Genomic DNA, 15077 nt, shown 5'->3' with positions numbered 1-15077 from the left:
GCGGCACCGGCCGGTCACCTGCCGTGGATCTCGAGCGTGCAGCACTTGACCGAGCCGCCGGCCTTCAGCAACTCGGACATCTCGATCCCCACCGGATGGTAGCCACGAGCGCGCAAGGCTTCGCTCAGATCGGTGGCCGCGCTGCTGAGGAACACGTGGAAACCGTCGCAGACTCCGTTCAACCCGAGCACCGCGGCGTCCGCGTCGGTGGCAACGATCGCGTCGGGATAGAGCGCGGCGAGCACCGCGCGCGCCGCCGGGCTGAAGGCGGGCGGGTAATACGCGATGGTTTCGGCGTCCAGCGGGAGCAGCACCGTGTCCAAGTGGTAGAAGCGCGGATCGACCAGTTCCAGCGACACCACGGGCAGCCCGAAGTGGCGCGACACCTCCTCGTGCGCGGCGAGCGAGCTGCGGAAGCCCGTTCCGGCCAACAGCCGATCACCGACCAGGAGGAAGTCACCCTCGCCTTCGTTGCATTCGGCGGCGGCCACCAGATTCGGCAAGCCGTATCCGGCGAACCAGGCGTGGTAGGCCGGGCCTTCCGCGGCACGCTCCGGGTGGGTGAAGCGGGCCGACATGGCGCGGTCGCCGACGATCAGTCCGCCGTTGGCGGCGAACACCATGTCGGGCAGGCCCGCGATGCCGGGCACCACCTCCACGACGTGCCCGTATTCGGCGTAGGTGGCGCGCAACGTCTCCCACTGCGTCAGCGCCAGCGCGCGGTCGACGGGCTCGGCGGGATTCATCCAGGGATTGATGGCGTAGGCCACCTCGAAGTGATCGGGACGGCACATCACGAACCGGCGCGGCGACGAACGGCGAGCGGCGGACTCGACAGGGAGGGTGGCTACAGAGGTCAACGGAACTCCCGGTATGAGCGTGGGTTTTCGGCTGATTCGACGGTAGAGCGCCTAGCATTGCACCAGAAATGACGATCCGTTGCGCATATCGGCCCGAAAACAGCGAATCATTGCTTCCATAGCGAGAAGGTGTGATGTGGACGACCTCGATCGGCGAATTCTCGCGCAACTGCTGAAGAACGCCCGCGCTTCGTTCCAGGAGATCGGTGGCGCGGTCGGATTGTCCGCGCCCGCGGTGAAACGGCGGGTCGACCGGCTGGTCGCGGCCAAGCAGATCACCGGGTTCACCGCGCTGGTCAATCCCGCGGCGCTGGGCTGGAAGACCGAGGCGTACGTCGAGGTGTACTACCGCGACAACATCTCCCCGGCCGAACTCAAACGCAGTCTGGAACCGATCCCGCAGGTGGTCGGTGTCTGGACGATCGCGGGCGAGGCCGACGCGCTGGTGCACGTGATGGCCACCGACATGGCCGAGATCGAGGTGACCGTGGAACGGATCCGGGAGAACGCTCGGGTCGGGCGTACCCGCAGCGCCATCGTCATGTCCCGGATTCTGGAGCGCCCGCGCACCTGATCCGGCGGCGCCCGCGCGGCGGTAGCCGGTGGCAGTCCCGGAATGCGGAGCGCCCGACCCGGACCGATCTGTCCGGACCTGCCCCCATAGGGTGGACCGCATGTCCGACGTACGTGCCAGCTATCTGACCGACGGGGCCGAGATCTACCGTCGCTCGTTCGCGACGATCCGCGCCGAGGCCGATCTCAGCGGTTTCCCGCCGGATGTGGCGCAGGTGGTCGTACGGATGATCCACGGCTGCGGTCAGGTGGATCTCGCCGCGGATATCGCCTACTCCCCCGGTGTGGTCGCCTCGGCGCGGGCGGCGCTGCGCGCGGGCGCGCCGATTCTCTGTGACGCGACCATGGTGGCCTCGGGTGTGACCAGGAAACGACTGCCCGCGGGCAACGAGGTCGTATGCACCCTCGCCGATCCGCGCGTGCCGGAGCTGGCCGCGGCCAAGGGCACAACCCGCTCCGCCGCCGCGCTCGACCTGTGGCGCGACCGTCTCGACGGCGCCGTCGTCGCGATCGGCAACGCGCCGACGGCGCTGTTCCATCTGCTCGACCTGCTCGACGCGGGAGCGCCCCGGCCCGCCGCCGTGCTCGGCATCCCGGTCGGATTCATCGGTGCGGCCGAATCCAAAGACGCGCTGATCGATTTCGGCGGCGTCGAATTCCTCACGGTGCGCGGCAGGCGCGGCGGCAGCGCCATCACCGCGTCCGCGTTGAACGCGATTGCGAGCGAACAGGAATGACCACTCCGGGCAAACTGTGGGGCGTCGGGCTCGGACCGGGCGATCCCGAATTGGTGACGGTCAAAGCGGCCAACGTGATCGGCGCGGCCGACGTCGTCGCGTTCCACAGCGCGCGCCACGGCCGCAGCATCTCCCGCCGCATCGCGGCGCCGTACATGCGCCCCGGCCAACTGGAGGAGCATCTCGTCTACCCGGTGACCACCGAGACCACCGATCATCCCGGCGGTTACCAGGGCGCGATCGACGAGTTCTACGAACAGGCCGCCGAGCGGCTGGCCGGGCACCTCGCCGCGGGCCGGTCGGTCGCGCTGCTCGCCGCGGGCGACCCGCTGTTCTACAGCTCGTACATGCACATGCACCGGCGGCTGGCCGACCGGTTCGACGCCGAGATCATCCCCGGCATCACCTCCGTGAGCGCGGCGTCGGCAGCGCTGGGAACCCCGCTGGTCGAGGGCGAGCAGGTGCTCACCGTGCTGCCCGGCACCATGCCGGTCGACGAGCTCACCCGGCGGCTGCGCACGACCGACGCGGCCGCGATCATGAAACTGGGACGCACCTATCCCGGTGTGCGCCGAGCGCTTTCGGATTCCGGACGGCTCGCCGGCGCGTACTACGTCGAGCGCGCGAGCACCACCCAGCAGCGCGTGCTGCACGCGGGCGCGGTCGACGACGCGGAGGTGCCCTACTTCGCCATCGCCCTCGTGCCGGGCCCCGAACCGACCACGCCGCTGCCGCGCCTCGAAGCGGAGACGGCCGCGGCCCAGCGGGTCGCCGACGCGGAGACGACCGAGGGCGTCGGTGAGGTCGTGGTGGTGGGACTCGGTCCCGGCGCGCCGGAGTGGACCACCGACGAGGTGCGCACGGCGTTGGCGGACGCCACCGATCTGGTCGGCTACACGACCTACTTGAACCGGGTGCCCGAGCGCCCGGGGCAGCGCCGGCATGCCAGCGACAACCGGGTCGAGTCCGAGCGCGCGGCCATGGCCCTGGATCTGGCCAAGCGCGGCGCGCGGGTCGCGGTCGTCTCCTCGGGAGATCCCGGCGTGTTCGCGATGGCGGCGGCGGTGCTGGAGGAATCCGGCGATCCGCAGTGGAGCGGGGTGCCGGTCCGGGTGCTGCCCGGCCTCACCGCGGCCAACGCGGTGGCCAGCCGGGTGGGCGCGCCGCTCGGGCACGACTACGCGATGATCTCGCTCTCCGACCGGCTCAAGCCGTGGGAGGTCGTGGCGCAGCGGCTTTCCGCCGTCGCGGCGGCCGACATGGCGATCGCGGTCTACAACCCGGCGTCCTCGCAACGCACCTGGCAGGTGGGCGCGATGCGGGACCTGCTGCTGGAGCATCGCAAGCCGGACACGCCCGTCGTCGTCGGGCGCGACGTCGGCGGACCCACCGAATCCGTCCGGGTGGTGTCGCTCGGCGACCTCGACCCCGACGAGGTGGACATGCGTACGCTGCTGATCATCGGCGCGTCCACCACCACGGCGCGCGAGACCGACGCGGGCACACGGGTCTACACCTCCCGCCGTTACGATCGCGCGCACGACGCGGCCGTCGGCAGCGCGTAAGATCGCCAGACGCACCGACGATCGGAGGGACCTTGGCCGCGACACTGCCGGAGCTGACGCTGCGCGCCCGCGCCTTGGAGGCCAGGGCCACCGCGAGCGAACAAGCGCTCGACGAGCAGGGCGAGGTCCTCAACGAACTCGCGGCGCTGACCAGGAAGGCGCTCGACGGCATCGGCCGGATCGACCGGCGCGCGGAGAGCGTCGGGGAAGCCGTCGGCGAGCTTCGCCGGGAGGTCGGGAACCTGCGCGAGAATGTGGGTGAACTCAACCGCAGGGTCACCGTGCTCGAACAAGGACAGATCCGGCTGGAACAGGGCCAGACCGCGCTGGCCCACGGCCAGGCGCAGCTCGAACAGGGACAGGCGCGACTGGAGCAGGGCATGGCGCGGGTGCTCGCCCGGCTCGACAAGTTGACCGGCGACGCCTGACCCGCCCCGTTCCGGTAACATTCCACTATGGAATGTTGAGAGCGAAGGGAGCAGTCGTTGACCAACACCGCGACCAAGCGCAAACCACTGAACTCGACGGCGGCGTCGTTGCTCGGATTTCTGCACGAAGGGCCCATGTCGGGATGGGATCTGGTGACCCAGGCCCAGGACCGGATCGGCGACTTCTGGACGATCACGCAGAGCCAGGTCTACCGGGAACTCGCCACGATGGACGCGGCGGGACTCGTCGAGAAGGGCGAGACCGGAGCCAGAGAACGCACGCCCTATCGCATCACCGACGCGGGGCGCGAAGCGTTCCTGGAGTGGGTCGCCCGCGATCCCGGCGGGGAGACCATCCGGGTGCCGTTGCTGCTGACGCTCTCCTTCGGTGAGCATCTCGATCGCGGCCGGCTCGACGGCATCGTCGCGGCCAACCGCGAGATCCATCAGGCGCGGCTCACGCGGTATCTCGCCGAAGATCCGGAGGGAAAGCCCACGTTCGCCCGCGCCACACTGGACTTCGGGATCCGCTACGAGCGGGCGGTGCTGGAGTGGTTCGACCATCTGCCGGAGCTGCTCGACGGCTGAGCGGTGCGAGACCGCCTCATGAGCGCCGGGTTCGCCTGTCGCGCAACCAATTCAGTGCCTGCTCGGGTGATTCCACGACCGGCGCGCCCTCGGGCAGCGGCGGGCGGTCCACCACGACGACCGGAATTCCGGCCGCGCGAGCGGCGGCGAGTTTGGCTTCGGTCTGCTCGCCGCCGCTGTCCTTGGTGACGAGCACATCGATCCGATGCTCGGCGAGCAGCCGCGATTCGTCCTCCACCGCGAAGGGCCCACGGGCGAGGAGCACTTCGCGTCGCGGCGGCAGCGCGCCTTCGGGCGGGTCGATGGCGCGGATCAGAAACCATTGCCGGACCGATCCCGCGAACGCGTCGACGCCTTGCCTGCCGATGGTCAGGAAGACTCGCTCGCCGAGAGCGGCCGTTTCCCTCGCCGCGGCGGGGAGATCGGGTACCCGCACCCACCGGTCCCCCGGCCGCTCCACCCATCTGGGCCGCCGCAGGTGCACCAGCGGCACACCGGAGGCATGCGCGGCCGCCGCCGCGTTGGCGCTGATGGCCGCCGCGAACGGATGGGTGGCGTCGACGATCGCGGCCGTCTCGTCGGCCGCGAGCCAGGCGCGCAGTCCCTCGGCGCCGCCGAAACCGCCGACGCGGACCGCGCCCTCCGGTAGCAAGGGTGCGCGCACACGACCGGCGAGCGAGGAGACGATGTCGAATCCTCGCTCGCCGGAAGCGATATGGGCCAGCTCCCGCGCTTCCCGGGTGCCGCCCAGAATCAGAACTCTCAGGGCTGGCCGCTGAAGTAGGCGATACCCGCGTTCAGCAGCGACGGCCCGCCCGCGACGGCCAGACCGATCAGAGCGCCGAGCACCGCGCCCGGCAGGATGCCGACACCGAAGAAGACGATGCCGATGGCGGCGCCGATCAGGCCGCCGACCAGAGCGCCGAGCGAGGCGCGCTGCAGCTCGGCGAAGAACCACTCCTGCGCGCCGATGAACTCGGCGGCGACCGGTGCGTTCGCGGTCGGCGCGACCTGCGGGGTCAGCGTCAGCTGCCTGCCCTCGTCGGCGACGGCCGCCGCGATGTTCACCTCTTGGCCCTTGGCCGTCGCGGTGAGCGGAATGCTGGTGACGGTCTCGCCCGCGGAGTTCTTCAAGGTGACCGACCGGTTGTCGGTGTCGACGCTGAACGCGCCGCCGGTCACACTGGTGACGACCGACTTGCCCGCGTCGGCGAGCTGCAACGCGTAGCCGACGCCCTGGTCCGTGCCCGTGACGGTGGGCGCGGCCGCGGACTGGTCCTGCGCCGCGGGGGGCGTGGGAGCGGCGTAGGAGGTACCGGCGGTGACGCCGGTGGCGGCGACGGCCAGCAATGCGGTAGCGGCGAACTTCTTGTATCTCATCTATCTCCCCAACAGGAATCGGATTTCCGGTCGTGACCGGAACTCGGCCCCGACCCTACCGCGTGACCGGTAACGTGTTCACCCCTCTGCGGGGAACGCCGCCGCGGTTTTCACCACCGACCACTGCGTGACGGGAAGCTGGGGGCGCCAAGCGGTGAAAGACCCCAGGGGCTCCCCGCGATAGATCTGGAACTTCCGCAAGACGCCGCCCTGGGCACTTGACCAGCTGAGCAGCAGCGATTCCGATTCGGCGGTCACCGCGTTCGCGACGAGCCTGCCGCGTGGGCGCAACTGCGCCCAGCATGTCTCGAGCAGGCCATCCTGAGTCAGGCCCCCACCCACGAAAATTGCGTCGGGAGCGATGATCTCGCTGTCGGCGGCGAGTTCGGCACGCACCTCGCCGCGCACCAGGATGTGCGGCACGCCCAGAGCCTCCGCGTTGCCGGAGATCTGCCGCCGCCTGCGCTCGAGCCGTTCGAACGTGACGGCCCGGTTGCCCGGATGCGCCCGGCACCATTCGATGGCGATACTGCCCGAACCGCCGCCCACATCCCACAGCAGTTCGCCAGGGGCGGGCGCCAGCGCCGCCAGTGTCAGCGCACGGATCTCGTGCTTGGTGAGCTGCCCGTCGCCCCCGAACAATTCGTCCGGCAGTCCGGGCAAGCGCGTGGCACGCGGCTGGTCCGGGTCGGATGCGCAGGTGATCGCCACGATGTTCAACGGGTCGCCCGGCGGATGTTCCCACTGCTTCGCGATTCCGGCGCGGTGCCGTTCGGCGGAACCGCCCAGTTGCTCGAGGACCGTCAGCTCGGAACCGCCGAAACCGTTCCGGCCCAGCAACTGCGCCAGGCGTTGCGGCGTGTGCTCGTCGGCGCTGAGCACCAGCAGCCGCCTGCGGTCGGCCAACTCGGGCAGCACCGTCGCCAGCGGACGCCCGACCACGCTGACCACCGGCGTCTCGGCCAGCGCCCATCCCAGCCTGGCGCAGGCCAGCGAAGCCGAAGACGGCTGGGGCAGCACCCGGAGCGCCTGCGGGCCCAGCAGCCGGGCCAAGGTGACGCCGATCCCGTAGAACATGGGATCGCCGCTGGCCAGGACGCACAATCGCGCGCCGGAATGCCGTTCGAACAGGCCGGGCAGCGCGGGCAGCAAGGGCGACGGCCAGGTCATCCGCCGCGCCGCCGCGGTGGGCGGCACGAGTGCGAGCTGACGCGCGGAACCGAACAGGAATTCGGCGTCGCCGACCGCCTCCCGCGCGGCGCGACCGAGACCGTCCCACCCGTCGGCGCCGATGCCCACGACCGCGATCGGCGCGCCGGTCCACGACGCGGGCGTCGCGCTCACCGCGGCATCCGACGCCAGATCGGTTGCGGCAGCAGACGCATCGCGAAGAACACCGGTCGCAGGATCCGGGGTACCCAGACCCGGCTCGCGCCGCTGCGCAAACCCGCGACCACGGCGCCAGCGACCTGATCGGGAGTACTGGAGAACGGCGCCGGAGACATCCCCTCGGTCATCCTCCCGATGACGAATCCGGGCCGGACCAGCAGCAACCGAACCCCGCTGCCGTGCAGGGCATCCGCGAGACCGGAAGCGAATCCGTCGAGTCCCGCCTTGGCCGACCCGTAGACGTAGTTGGCACGCCGGACGCGCACGCCCGCTACCGAACTGAACACGACGAGCTGTCCCGCCCCCCGCGCGCGCATCAGGTTCGCCAGTGTGGTGAGAACACTCGCCTGGGCGACGAAGTCGGTGTGCAGGATCGCCGCCGCGTGCGCGGGATCCCGCTCGGCGCGTTGCTGATCGCCCAGCACGCCGAAGGCGAGCACCGCGATGCCGATCGGCCCGTGCTCGGCGGCGATCTTCTCCAGCAGCGCCGGATGACTCGCCACGTCGTCGGCGTCGAATTCGACGGCGTGCACTTCGCTCGCGCCCGCCGCGGTGATCTGCGCCCGCTGCGCGTCCAGCTCGCCACTGCGCCGGGCCGCCAGAACCACCGCGCGCCCGGGCGCCAGCCGCCGCGCCACTTCGAGCCCGATCTCGCTGCGACCGCCCAGCAGCAGTACCGTGCCGTCGGCCAATCCACGCGTTCCCATGGGGTCAGTCTTTCATTGCCATGGGTGCGGCCCGTCATCGCTCACCTGTCGCGGACCGGGCTGGTGCGGCGCCGACGCGCACCGACGGCTACGGTCGGGGGATGCCGACGAGTACCGCTGAGTTGTCGCCCGCCGCCCTCGAGTTCGTCGCCGAACGGCATCTCGCCACGCTGACGACATTGCGGGCGGACGGAACGCCCCATGTGGTGGCGGTGGGGTTCACCTGGGATCAGGACGCCGGGATCGCGCGCGTGATCACCAACGACGGGTCGGTGAAGGTGCGCAACGTGCGCCGCTCCGGATACGCGGCGGTCAGTCAGGTCGACGGGATCCGGTGGATCACCTTGGAGGGCCCGGCCACCGTGCTCGACGCCCCGGACGACGTCGCCGAGGCGGTCGAGCGGTACGCGGGCCGCTATCGCGTGCCGCGGGAGAACCCGACGCGTGTGGTGATCGCCATCCAGGTCCGGCGCGTCCTGTCCAGCAGCACGCTCGTCGCACCGGCCGCCGGCGGGAACGGCGCAGGCGCCTAGCACCTCCGCCGCGGCTGGGCCTTCAGCCGTCGATCACAGGACCGTGAGGCCGTGCGGCCGCTTGTTCAGGGATTCGCCGCCCTCGTCGGTGACCACCACGATGTCCTCGATGCGCGCGCCCCACTCGCCGCGGAAGTAGATGCCGGGCTCGACGCTGAATGCCATGCCGGGCCGCAGGACGAGGTCGTTGCCCGCGACGATATAGGGCTCCTCGTGCACCGACAGGCCGATGCCGTGGCCGGTGCGGTGCACGAAAGCGGGCCCGAAACCGGCTTCGGTCAACGGGTTTCGCGCCGCGGCGTCCACCGCGGCCGCGGTGACGCCGGGACGGACGGCCGCCACCGCCGCCGCCTGGGCGCTTTCCAGTTCGGCGTACCGGGCGGCCACCTCCGGGTCGGGTTCGCCCAGGACGTAGGTACGGGTGGAGTCGGAGTAGTAGCCGGGCTCGACCGGGCCGCCGATATCGACGACCACCACGTCCCCGGCCTCGATCCGGCGTTCGGACACGCCGTGATGGGGGTCCGCGCCGTGCGGACCGCTGCCCACGATGACGAACGCCGCCTCGGTATGCCCCTCGGCGAGGATCGCGGCTTCGATATCGCGGCCGACCTCCGCCTCGGTGCGCCCCACCTGCAAGAACTCCCCCATCCGAGCGTGCACCCGGTCGATCGCGGCACCGGCCCGGCGCAGGGCGTCCACCTCGGCCGGGTCCTTGATCATGCGCAGTTCGCGCAGCACGGGGGTGGCCGACACCGGCAGACCGGTGAACGACTCGGCCAGCGGCAGCAGATGCAGCGCGGGCATCACATCGGCCACGGCCACCCGGGAGCCGACGTGCAGCGCGGACTTCACCAGGCCGTACGGGTTCGTGCCGTCGACCCAGTCCAGCACTTGCAGGCCCAGTTCACCCGCCGCGGAGCCTTCCAGCGACGCCAGCTCCAGTTTCGGGATCACGACCGACGGCGTGGCCCCGTCCGCCGGGATCACCAGGCAGGTCAGCCGCTCGAACGACTCGGCCGCCGAGCCGATCAGATAGCGCAAGTCCGGCCCGGGGGTGATCAGCAGAGCGTCGAGATGGGCGGCCCGCATCAGCTCCACTGCCCGCTCCAGCCGGGCACCGTAGACGTCCGCCGCGAACCTCGATTCCGTATGCGAGCTCATTCGTCCGACGTTACCTGCCGGGCGCGTGGGAGGAACGCCGAACTTCGCCCGGGCGCTGTCGGCGCAGGCGAGTAGCCTCAGCCCGTGACCTCTGCTGCCGGTGGACCCCTGTTGCTGTTGGACGGCGCCAGTCTGTGGTTCCGCGCGTTCCACGCCATCCCCGACAAGATCACCGCTCCCGACGGGCGGTCGGTGAACGCGTTGCGCGGTTTCACCGACATGGTGGCGTCGCTGATCACCAAGTTCGCACCGAGCAGGCTGGTGGTGTGCCTGGATCTGGACTGGCGCCCGGCGTATCGGGTCGAGCTGGTGCCGTCCTACAAGGCACACCGGTTGGATACCTCACCGGACGCCGCACCCGGCGCCGAAACCGTTCCGGACACGCTCACCCCGCAGGTGGACATGATCCTGGAGGTGCTCGCCGCGGCGGGCATCGCGACCGGCGGCGCGGAGGGCCTGGAGGCCGACGACGTGCTGGGCACCTTGGCCACCCGGGAGCGCACCGACGAGGTGATCGTGGTCAGCGGCGACCGCGACCTGTTGCAACTGGTACGAGACGAGCCGACGCCCCAGGTGCGGGTGCTCTACGCCGGACGGGGGCTGGCCAAGGCGGAACTCTTCGGCCCGGCCGAGGTATCGGCGAAGTACGGCGTACCGCTGCGAAACGCGGGCCCGGCCTATGCCGACATGGCCACGCTGCGCGGCGACGCCTCCGACGGTCTGCCGGGGGTGGCGGGCATCGGCGAGAAATCCGCCTCGATGCTGATCTCCCGTTTCGGTTCCCTCGAAGCACTGGTCGCGGCGGTCGAGGACCCGGATGTCGACCTGTCCCAAAGCGTGCGCGCCCGGCTGCGCGCCGCCGAGGACTATCTGAAGGCCGCCGCGCCGGTGGTGCGAGTGGTCCGCGACGCCGAGGTCACCCTGTCCCGCAGTGACGCTCTCCCCGCCGAACCCGCCGACCCGGACCGTCTGCGCGCGTTGGCCACCGCCTACAACGCCGAGAGCCCGGTCACGCGCTTGATCACCGCCCTCGCGGCCCGCTCCAGATGAATCCGGGAGACGCGGAAGCCCCACCGCACACCGCATTACGCACGACAACTCCGCCCCGACCGAGCGAAGCGCTGAGCAGGCGCCGTTCGCGGCCCGGCTAAGGGTCCGAGAGGCGACTACCCCCGGCGCGATCACACCGGATCAACTACAGGTTTCGAGAGAAGCGAGACCGAGCATCCACGGTTCGCGGCCCGGCTCGCGTCCGAGTGGCCGGCGCGCAGACGACGAAGGAGCAGGCGGCGAGTCGCTCGGATGCGAGCAAGAAGGGGCCGCGAACACCCAGTGCCGCAAGCGCCAAAAAAACCAACACAGCCTGGCTCGCGTCCGAGTAGCCGGCGTGTAGGCGACGGAGGAGCAAGCGGCGGGTCGCTCGGATACGAGCCAAGAAGGGGCCGCGAACACCCGGCGCCGCGGGCGCTCGCAAAACGAACGCAGCACGGCTCTCGTCCGAGTAGCCGCCGCGTACCAACGAAGGAGCAAGCGGCGGTCGCTCGGACGCGAGCCACCAAGGGGCCGTGAACGTCCAGCGCCGCAAGCGCTGGACAAACCGACACCCTAGCTGGGGCGACCGACCTCATAGGTGCCGTCGTCCTTGGTGATCTTGATGTTCACCTTCTTGGCCTCGCCGCTGACCTTCACGCTGCATTCGAAGGTGGCGTCGACCTTGACTTCCTGTCCGGAGGGGCAGGAGACGTCGCTGATGTCCTGGATGCCGTAGGAGTCCGACAGCACCTTCTTCACGCCGTCCTGCACCGCGGCCTGGTCCAGTTGGTCCTTGGCGGTCAGCACGAGCACGAGTGCGACGATCGCGCCGACCACCGCGACACCGAGCAGTGACAGACCGATGATCAGGCCTTTACCCTTGCCGCCCTGCTGCGGCGGCTGCTGGCCGGGAGCGCCCCACTGCGGCTGGGGCTGCTGCGCCTGCCCCCACTGCGGCTGCTGCCCCTGCTGACCCCAGTCCTGCTGCGGCTGGCCCCATTGCGGCTGGCCCTGTGCGGGCTGCTGACCCCACTGCGGCTGCTGCGGCTGCTGGCCCCACTGTTGCTGCTGCGGCTGACCCCACTGCTGCTGCGGTTGCTGCTGCTCACCCCAGTGCTGGGTCGGCTGGGCGGAGGCCGGGGTCTGCGGCTGACCACCCCACTGCTGCGTGGGACCGGCTCCGCCCGGCGCCTGCTGTCCACTCCACTGCTGGGTGGGATCGTTGCGTCCCTCCCCGGGGTCGTTCGGTCCGTACGGGCCGCTCATCTGCTTGCCTCCACTCGCATCGTTGTACACACGGTAGCCCCCCGCGTGGGCCTCGTCGCATGACACGACTATTCCGCCACGGTCGGTACGCGAAAGAAATCAAATCACAATCGAATCCGCCGTGTTGTTATTGCCGCCGCCGCGCGCCCGACGCCCACGCCGCTCAGGCGGCGTCCACCGCCACGACGCCCCGGCGGATCGCCCGCACCGCCTTGGCCGCGGTGGCCGCGACCTCGGGATCGTCGGCGGTGCCGTGGATCTGGTCGAGCAGATCGATCACCTGCCTGCACCAGCGCACGAAATCACCGGCCGACAGCGGGGCGCCCTGGTCACCGCTGGCGAGCAAAGACTCGGCCAATCCATCGCCCCGCGCCCATTTGTAGACGCCGTCGACGAAACCCAGATCGGGCTCCCTGGTCGGGGGCAGTTTGTGCCGCGCCTCGTCGGATCGCAGTTCGGACCAGACCCCGATGGTCGCGCCGACCGCCCGCCGGATCGGCGCCGTCGGACCGCTCGCGCCGAGATAGCCACCCTCCTGGCGGGATTCGTACACCAGGACCGACACCACACCGGCCAGTTCGGCCGGGCCGAGTCCGCGCCACAGCCCCTTCCTGAGGCATTCGGCGACCAGCAGGTCGCTTTCGGCGTAGAGGCGAGCCAGCCTGCGTCCGTCCGGAGTCACCTCGCTCTCCTGCACGAATCCTCGTTCCTCCAGCAGGCCGAGAATGCGATCGAAGGTGCGCGCCAGCGAATTGGTGGTCGCGGCAACCTTCTGGCGCATCGCCTCCGTCTCGCGCAGCAGCCGGTTGTAGCGCTCACCCACCCGGGCCAGTTGCTCGCGATCGGGCCGCGAGTGCGCCGGATGCGCGCGCAGGCTGCGGCGCAACGTGGCCAGTTCCCGGTCGTCGGCAGCGGCGGACTGCCTGCCGCGCCGCGGCCTGCCCGGCACCGAGATCCCCGTGCTGCGCAGCGCGGAGGCCAGATCGCGGCGGATGCGCGCGGTCCGGTGATCCACCCGGCGCGGCAGCCGCATGTGCCCGAGCGTCTCGGCGGGCACCGGGAAGTCGGCGACCGACACCCGGCCGGCCCACTTGTCCTCGGTGAGCACGAGCGGCCGCGGATCGCCGGGGGTCGCGTCCGGCTCCAGGATCACCGCGAGCCCGGCGCGGCGGCCGGAAGGAATCGCCACCACGTCGCCACGCCGCAGCGCGCCGAGCGCGTCCACCGCGGCGCCTCGCCGATCGGCGCGGCTCTGCTGGGTCAGCTGCCGCTCGCGCTGCTTGATCCGGTCGCGCAGCGACAGGTACTCCAGGAACCCGCCCTCCGCGCCGCCGATCTGGTCGCGCAGCTTGCGCAGCGCCGCCTCGTTGCGCTCGATGCCGCGCACCAGGCCGACCACCGACCGGTCCGCCTGGAACTGGGCGAACGACCGCTCCAGCAGGGCGCGCGATTCGTCGGCGCCCATCCGGTCGATGAGGTTGATCGACATGTTGTAGCCCGGCCGGAACGAACTGCGCAGGGGGTAGGTGCGCGTCGAGGCGAGACCGGCGACCGCGCTGGTGTCCACCTCTGGCTGCCACAGCACCACCGCGTGGCCTTCGACGTCGATGCCGCGCCGCCCCGCGCGCCCGGTCAGCTGGGTGTACTCGCCGGGCGTGAGTTCGGCGTGCGATTCGCCGTTGAACTTGACCAGCCGCTCCAGCACGACGGTGCGCGCGGGCATGTTGATGCCGAGGGCCAGCGTTTCGGTGGCGAAGACGGCACGCACCAGCCCTTTGACGAACAGTTCCTCGACGGTGTGGCGGAACGCGGGCAGCATCCCGGCGTGATGCGCGGCCAGGCCGCGGTGCAGCGCCTCGCGCCACTCCCAGTAACCGAGCACCTCGAGATCGGTCTTGGGCAGATCGCCGGTGTGCTTGTCGATGATCGCGTCGACCTCGTCGCGCTCCTCCGGACGGCTCAGGTCGAGCCGCGAACGCAGGCACTGCGCGAGCGCGCCGTCGCAACCCGCACGGCTGAAGATGAACGTGATCGCGGGCAGCAGGCCCTCTTCGTCCAGTTTGGCGAGCACCTCCGGCCGCGGCAGCGGACGGAAATCCCGGCGCGGGCCGCCGCGACCGTTGCGCTGGGGGCCCCAGTTGTTCATCCGGTCGGCGGCCTCGCGGTGGCGGATGAACCGCACCAGGTCTTCGTCGACGAGCACCTTCTGTTCGGTGGATTTGGTGTCGAACAGGTCGAACATCCGCCGCCCCACCATGACGTGCTGCCACAGCGGCACGGGCCTGGTCTCGTCGACCACCACCGCGGTGTCGCCGCGCACGGTTTCCATCCAGGCGCCGAACTCCTCGGCATTGCTCACCGTGGCCGAAAGGCTGACCAGCCGCACGTCCGGAGGCAGGTGCAGGATGACCTCTTCCCACACGGCGCCGCGGAACCGGTCGGCGAGGTAGTGCACTTCGTCCATCACGACGTAGGACAGTCCGCGCAGCGCGTCCGAGGAGGCGTAGAGCATGTTGCGCAGCACCTCGGTGGTCATCACGACCACCGGAGCGCCCGGGTTGATCGATTGGTCGCCGGTCAGCAGTCCGACGCTGTCACGGCCGTAGCGCTCGGTGAGGTCGGCGAATTTCTGGTTCGACAGCGCCTTGATGGGCGTCGTGTAGAAGCACTTCCCACCGGCCGCCAGCGCCAGGTGAACGGCGAACTCGCCCACGACCGTCTTGCCCGCGCCCGTCGGCGCGCAGACCAAGACGCTGTGGCCTTCCTCGAGCGCCGCACAGGCAGCACGCTGAAAGGGATCCAGCCGGAACTTCAGCTCGGCGGAAAATACGGCCAACTCGCCCATCTGCGACCGGTCA

15 protein-coding genes are annotated in these 15077 nt (G+C 70.5%); 7 read left to right on the top strand and 8 right to left on the bottom strand.

The features are described 5' to 3' along the window. Positions 1-14: 14 nt before the first annotated feature. The gene (gene ddaH, locus ACGF7Y_RS06240; protein WP_393229823.1) at positions 15-860 is read right to left on the bottom strand and encodes a dimethylargininase; all 846 of its coding nucleotides are present in this window, start codon (positions 858-860) and stop codon (positions 15-17) included. A gap of 136 nt (positions 861-996) precedes the next feature. On the opposite strand from ddaH, the gene ACGF7Y_RS06235 reads away from it, so the two are divergent. The 5 genes from ACGF7Y_RS06235 to ACGF7Y_RS06215 all read left to right on the top strand — a co-directional run bounded on the left by ACGF7Y_RS06235 (position 997) and on the right by ACGF7Y_RS06215 (position 4751). After that, positions 997-1434: an Lrp/AsnC family transcriptional regulator gene (locus ACGF7Y_RS06235; RefSeq protein ID WP_040867149.1), complete on the top strand. Its 438-nt coding sequence runs from the start codon at positions 997-999 to the stop codon at positions 1432-1434. Positions 1435-1534: 100 nt separating this feature from the next. Beyond that, a complete protein-coding gene (locus tag ACGF7Y_RS06230; protein ID WP_393229820.1) occupies positions 1535-2170 on the top strand; it encodes a precorrin-8X methylmutase in 636 nt (211 codons plus the stop codon). Beyond that, positions 2167-3735: a precorrin-3B C(17)-methyltransferase gene (cobJ, locus tag ACGF7Y_RS06225; protein WP_393229817.1), complete on the top strand. Its 1569-nt coding sequence runs from the start codon at positions 2167-2169 to the stop codon at positions 3733-3735. Before ACGF7Y_RS06230 ends, cobJ begins: the two co-directional genes overlap by 4 nt. A gap of 32 nt (positions 3736-3767) precedes the next feature. After that, positions 3768-4163 (top strand): hypothetical protein, encoded by a 396-nt coding sequence (locus ACGF7Y_RS06220; protein ID WP_393229814.1) that lies wholly within the window; start codon positions 3768-3770, stop codon positions 4161-4163. A gap of 57 nt (positions 4164-4220) precedes the next feature. Further along, entirely contained in the window at positions 4221-4751 is a 531-nt protein-coding gene (locus ACGF7Y_RS06215; protein WP_393229812.1) for a PadR family transcriptional regulator, read from the top strand. A gap of 16 nt (positions 4752-4767) precedes the next feature. On the opposite strand, the gene ACGF7Y_RS06210 is transcribed toward ACGF7Y_RS06215, so the two are convergent. From ACGF7Y_RS06210 to ACGF7Y_RS06195, 4 genes are all read right to left on the bottom strand, one after another. Continuing rightward, entirely contained in the window at positions 4768-5517 is a 750-nt protein-coding gene (locus ACGF7Y_RS06210; RefSeq protein ID WP_393230987.1) for a cobalt-precorrin-6A reductase, read from the bottom strand. After that, a complete protein-coding gene (locus ACGF7Y_RS06205) occupies positions 5514-6131 on the bottom strand; it encodes a hypothetical protein (RefSeq protein ID WP_040867153.1) in 618 nt (205 codons plus the stop codon). Before ACGF7Y_RS06205 ends, ACGF7Y_RS06210 begins: the two co-directional genes overlap by 4 nt. Positions 6132-6209: 78 nt before the next feature. Beyond that, complete coding sequence (gene cbiE, locus ACGF7Y_RS06200; protein WP_393230984.1) at positions 6210-7493, bottom strand: precorrin-6y C5,15-methyltransferase (decarboxylating) subunit CbiE; 1284 nt, start codon at positions 7491-7493, stop codon at positions 6210-6212. After that, positions 7472-8227, bottom strand: a complete 756-nt coding sequence (locus ACGF7Y_RS06195) for an SDR family NAD(P)-dependent oxidoreductase (RefSeq protein ID WP_393229809.1) — start codon at positions 8225-8227, stop codon at positions 7472-7474. Before ACGF7Y_RS06195 ends, cbiE begins: the two co-directional genes overlap by 22 nt. A 101-nt stretch (positions 8228-8328) precedes the next feature. Between ACGF7Y_RS06195 and ACGF7Y_RS06190 the strand changes: the two genes are divergently transcribed. Next, a complete protein-coding gene (locus tag ACGF7Y_RS06190; RefSeq protein ID WP_393229806.1) occupies positions 8329-8760 on the top strand; it encodes a PPOX class F420-dependent oxidoreductase in 432 nt (143 codons plus the stop codon). A gap of 33 nt (positions 8761-8793) precedes the next feature. Here the strand turns inward: ACGF7Y_RS06190 and ACGF7Y_RS06185 are convergent, their stop codons facing one another. Beyond that, positions 8794-9921, bottom strand: a complete 1128-nt coding sequence (locus ACGF7Y_RS06185; protein WP_393229804.1) for a M24 family metallopeptidase — start codon at positions 9919-9921, stop codon at positions 8794-8796. Between the two features lie 84 nt (positions 9922-10005). Here ACGF7Y_RS06185 and ACGF7Y_RS06180 point away from each other — a divergent pair, with 84 nt between their 5' ends. Beyond that, on the top strand, positions 10006-10971 hold the full coding sequence (locus ACGF7Y_RS06180) for a 5'-3' exonuclease H3TH domain-containing protein (protein WP_393229802.1): 966 nt from the start codon (positions 10006-10008) through the stop codon (positions 10969-10971). A 555-nt stretch (positions 10972-11526) separates the two neighbouring features. On the opposite strand, the gene ACGF7Y_RS06175 is transcribed toward ACGF7Y_RS06180, so the two are convergent. Then, positions 11527-12219, bottom strand: a complete 693-nt coding sequence (locus ACGF7Y_RS06175; protein WP_040867164.1) for a DUF4333 domain-containing protein — start codon at positions 12217-12219, stop codon at positions 11527-11529. A 163-nt stretch (positions 12220-12382) separates the two neighbouring features. Continuing rightward, on the bottom strand, positions 12383-15064 hold the full coding sequence (locus ACGF7Y_RS06170) for a DEAD/DEAH box helicase (RefSeq protein ID WP_393230981.1): 2682 nt from the start codon (positions 15062-15064) through the stop codon (positions 12383-12385). Positions 15065-15077: the final 13 nt, after the last annotated feature.

The sequence above is a fragment of the Nocardia sp. NPDC047654 genome (genome assembly GCF_043205035.1).
Classification (GTDB): Bacteria; Actinomycetota; Actinomycetes; order Mycobacteriales; family Mycobacteriaceae; genus Nocardia.
The sequence above is the reverse complement of the archived record's forward strand: the minus strand, read 5'-3'. Positions and strand labels throughout refer to the sequence as shown.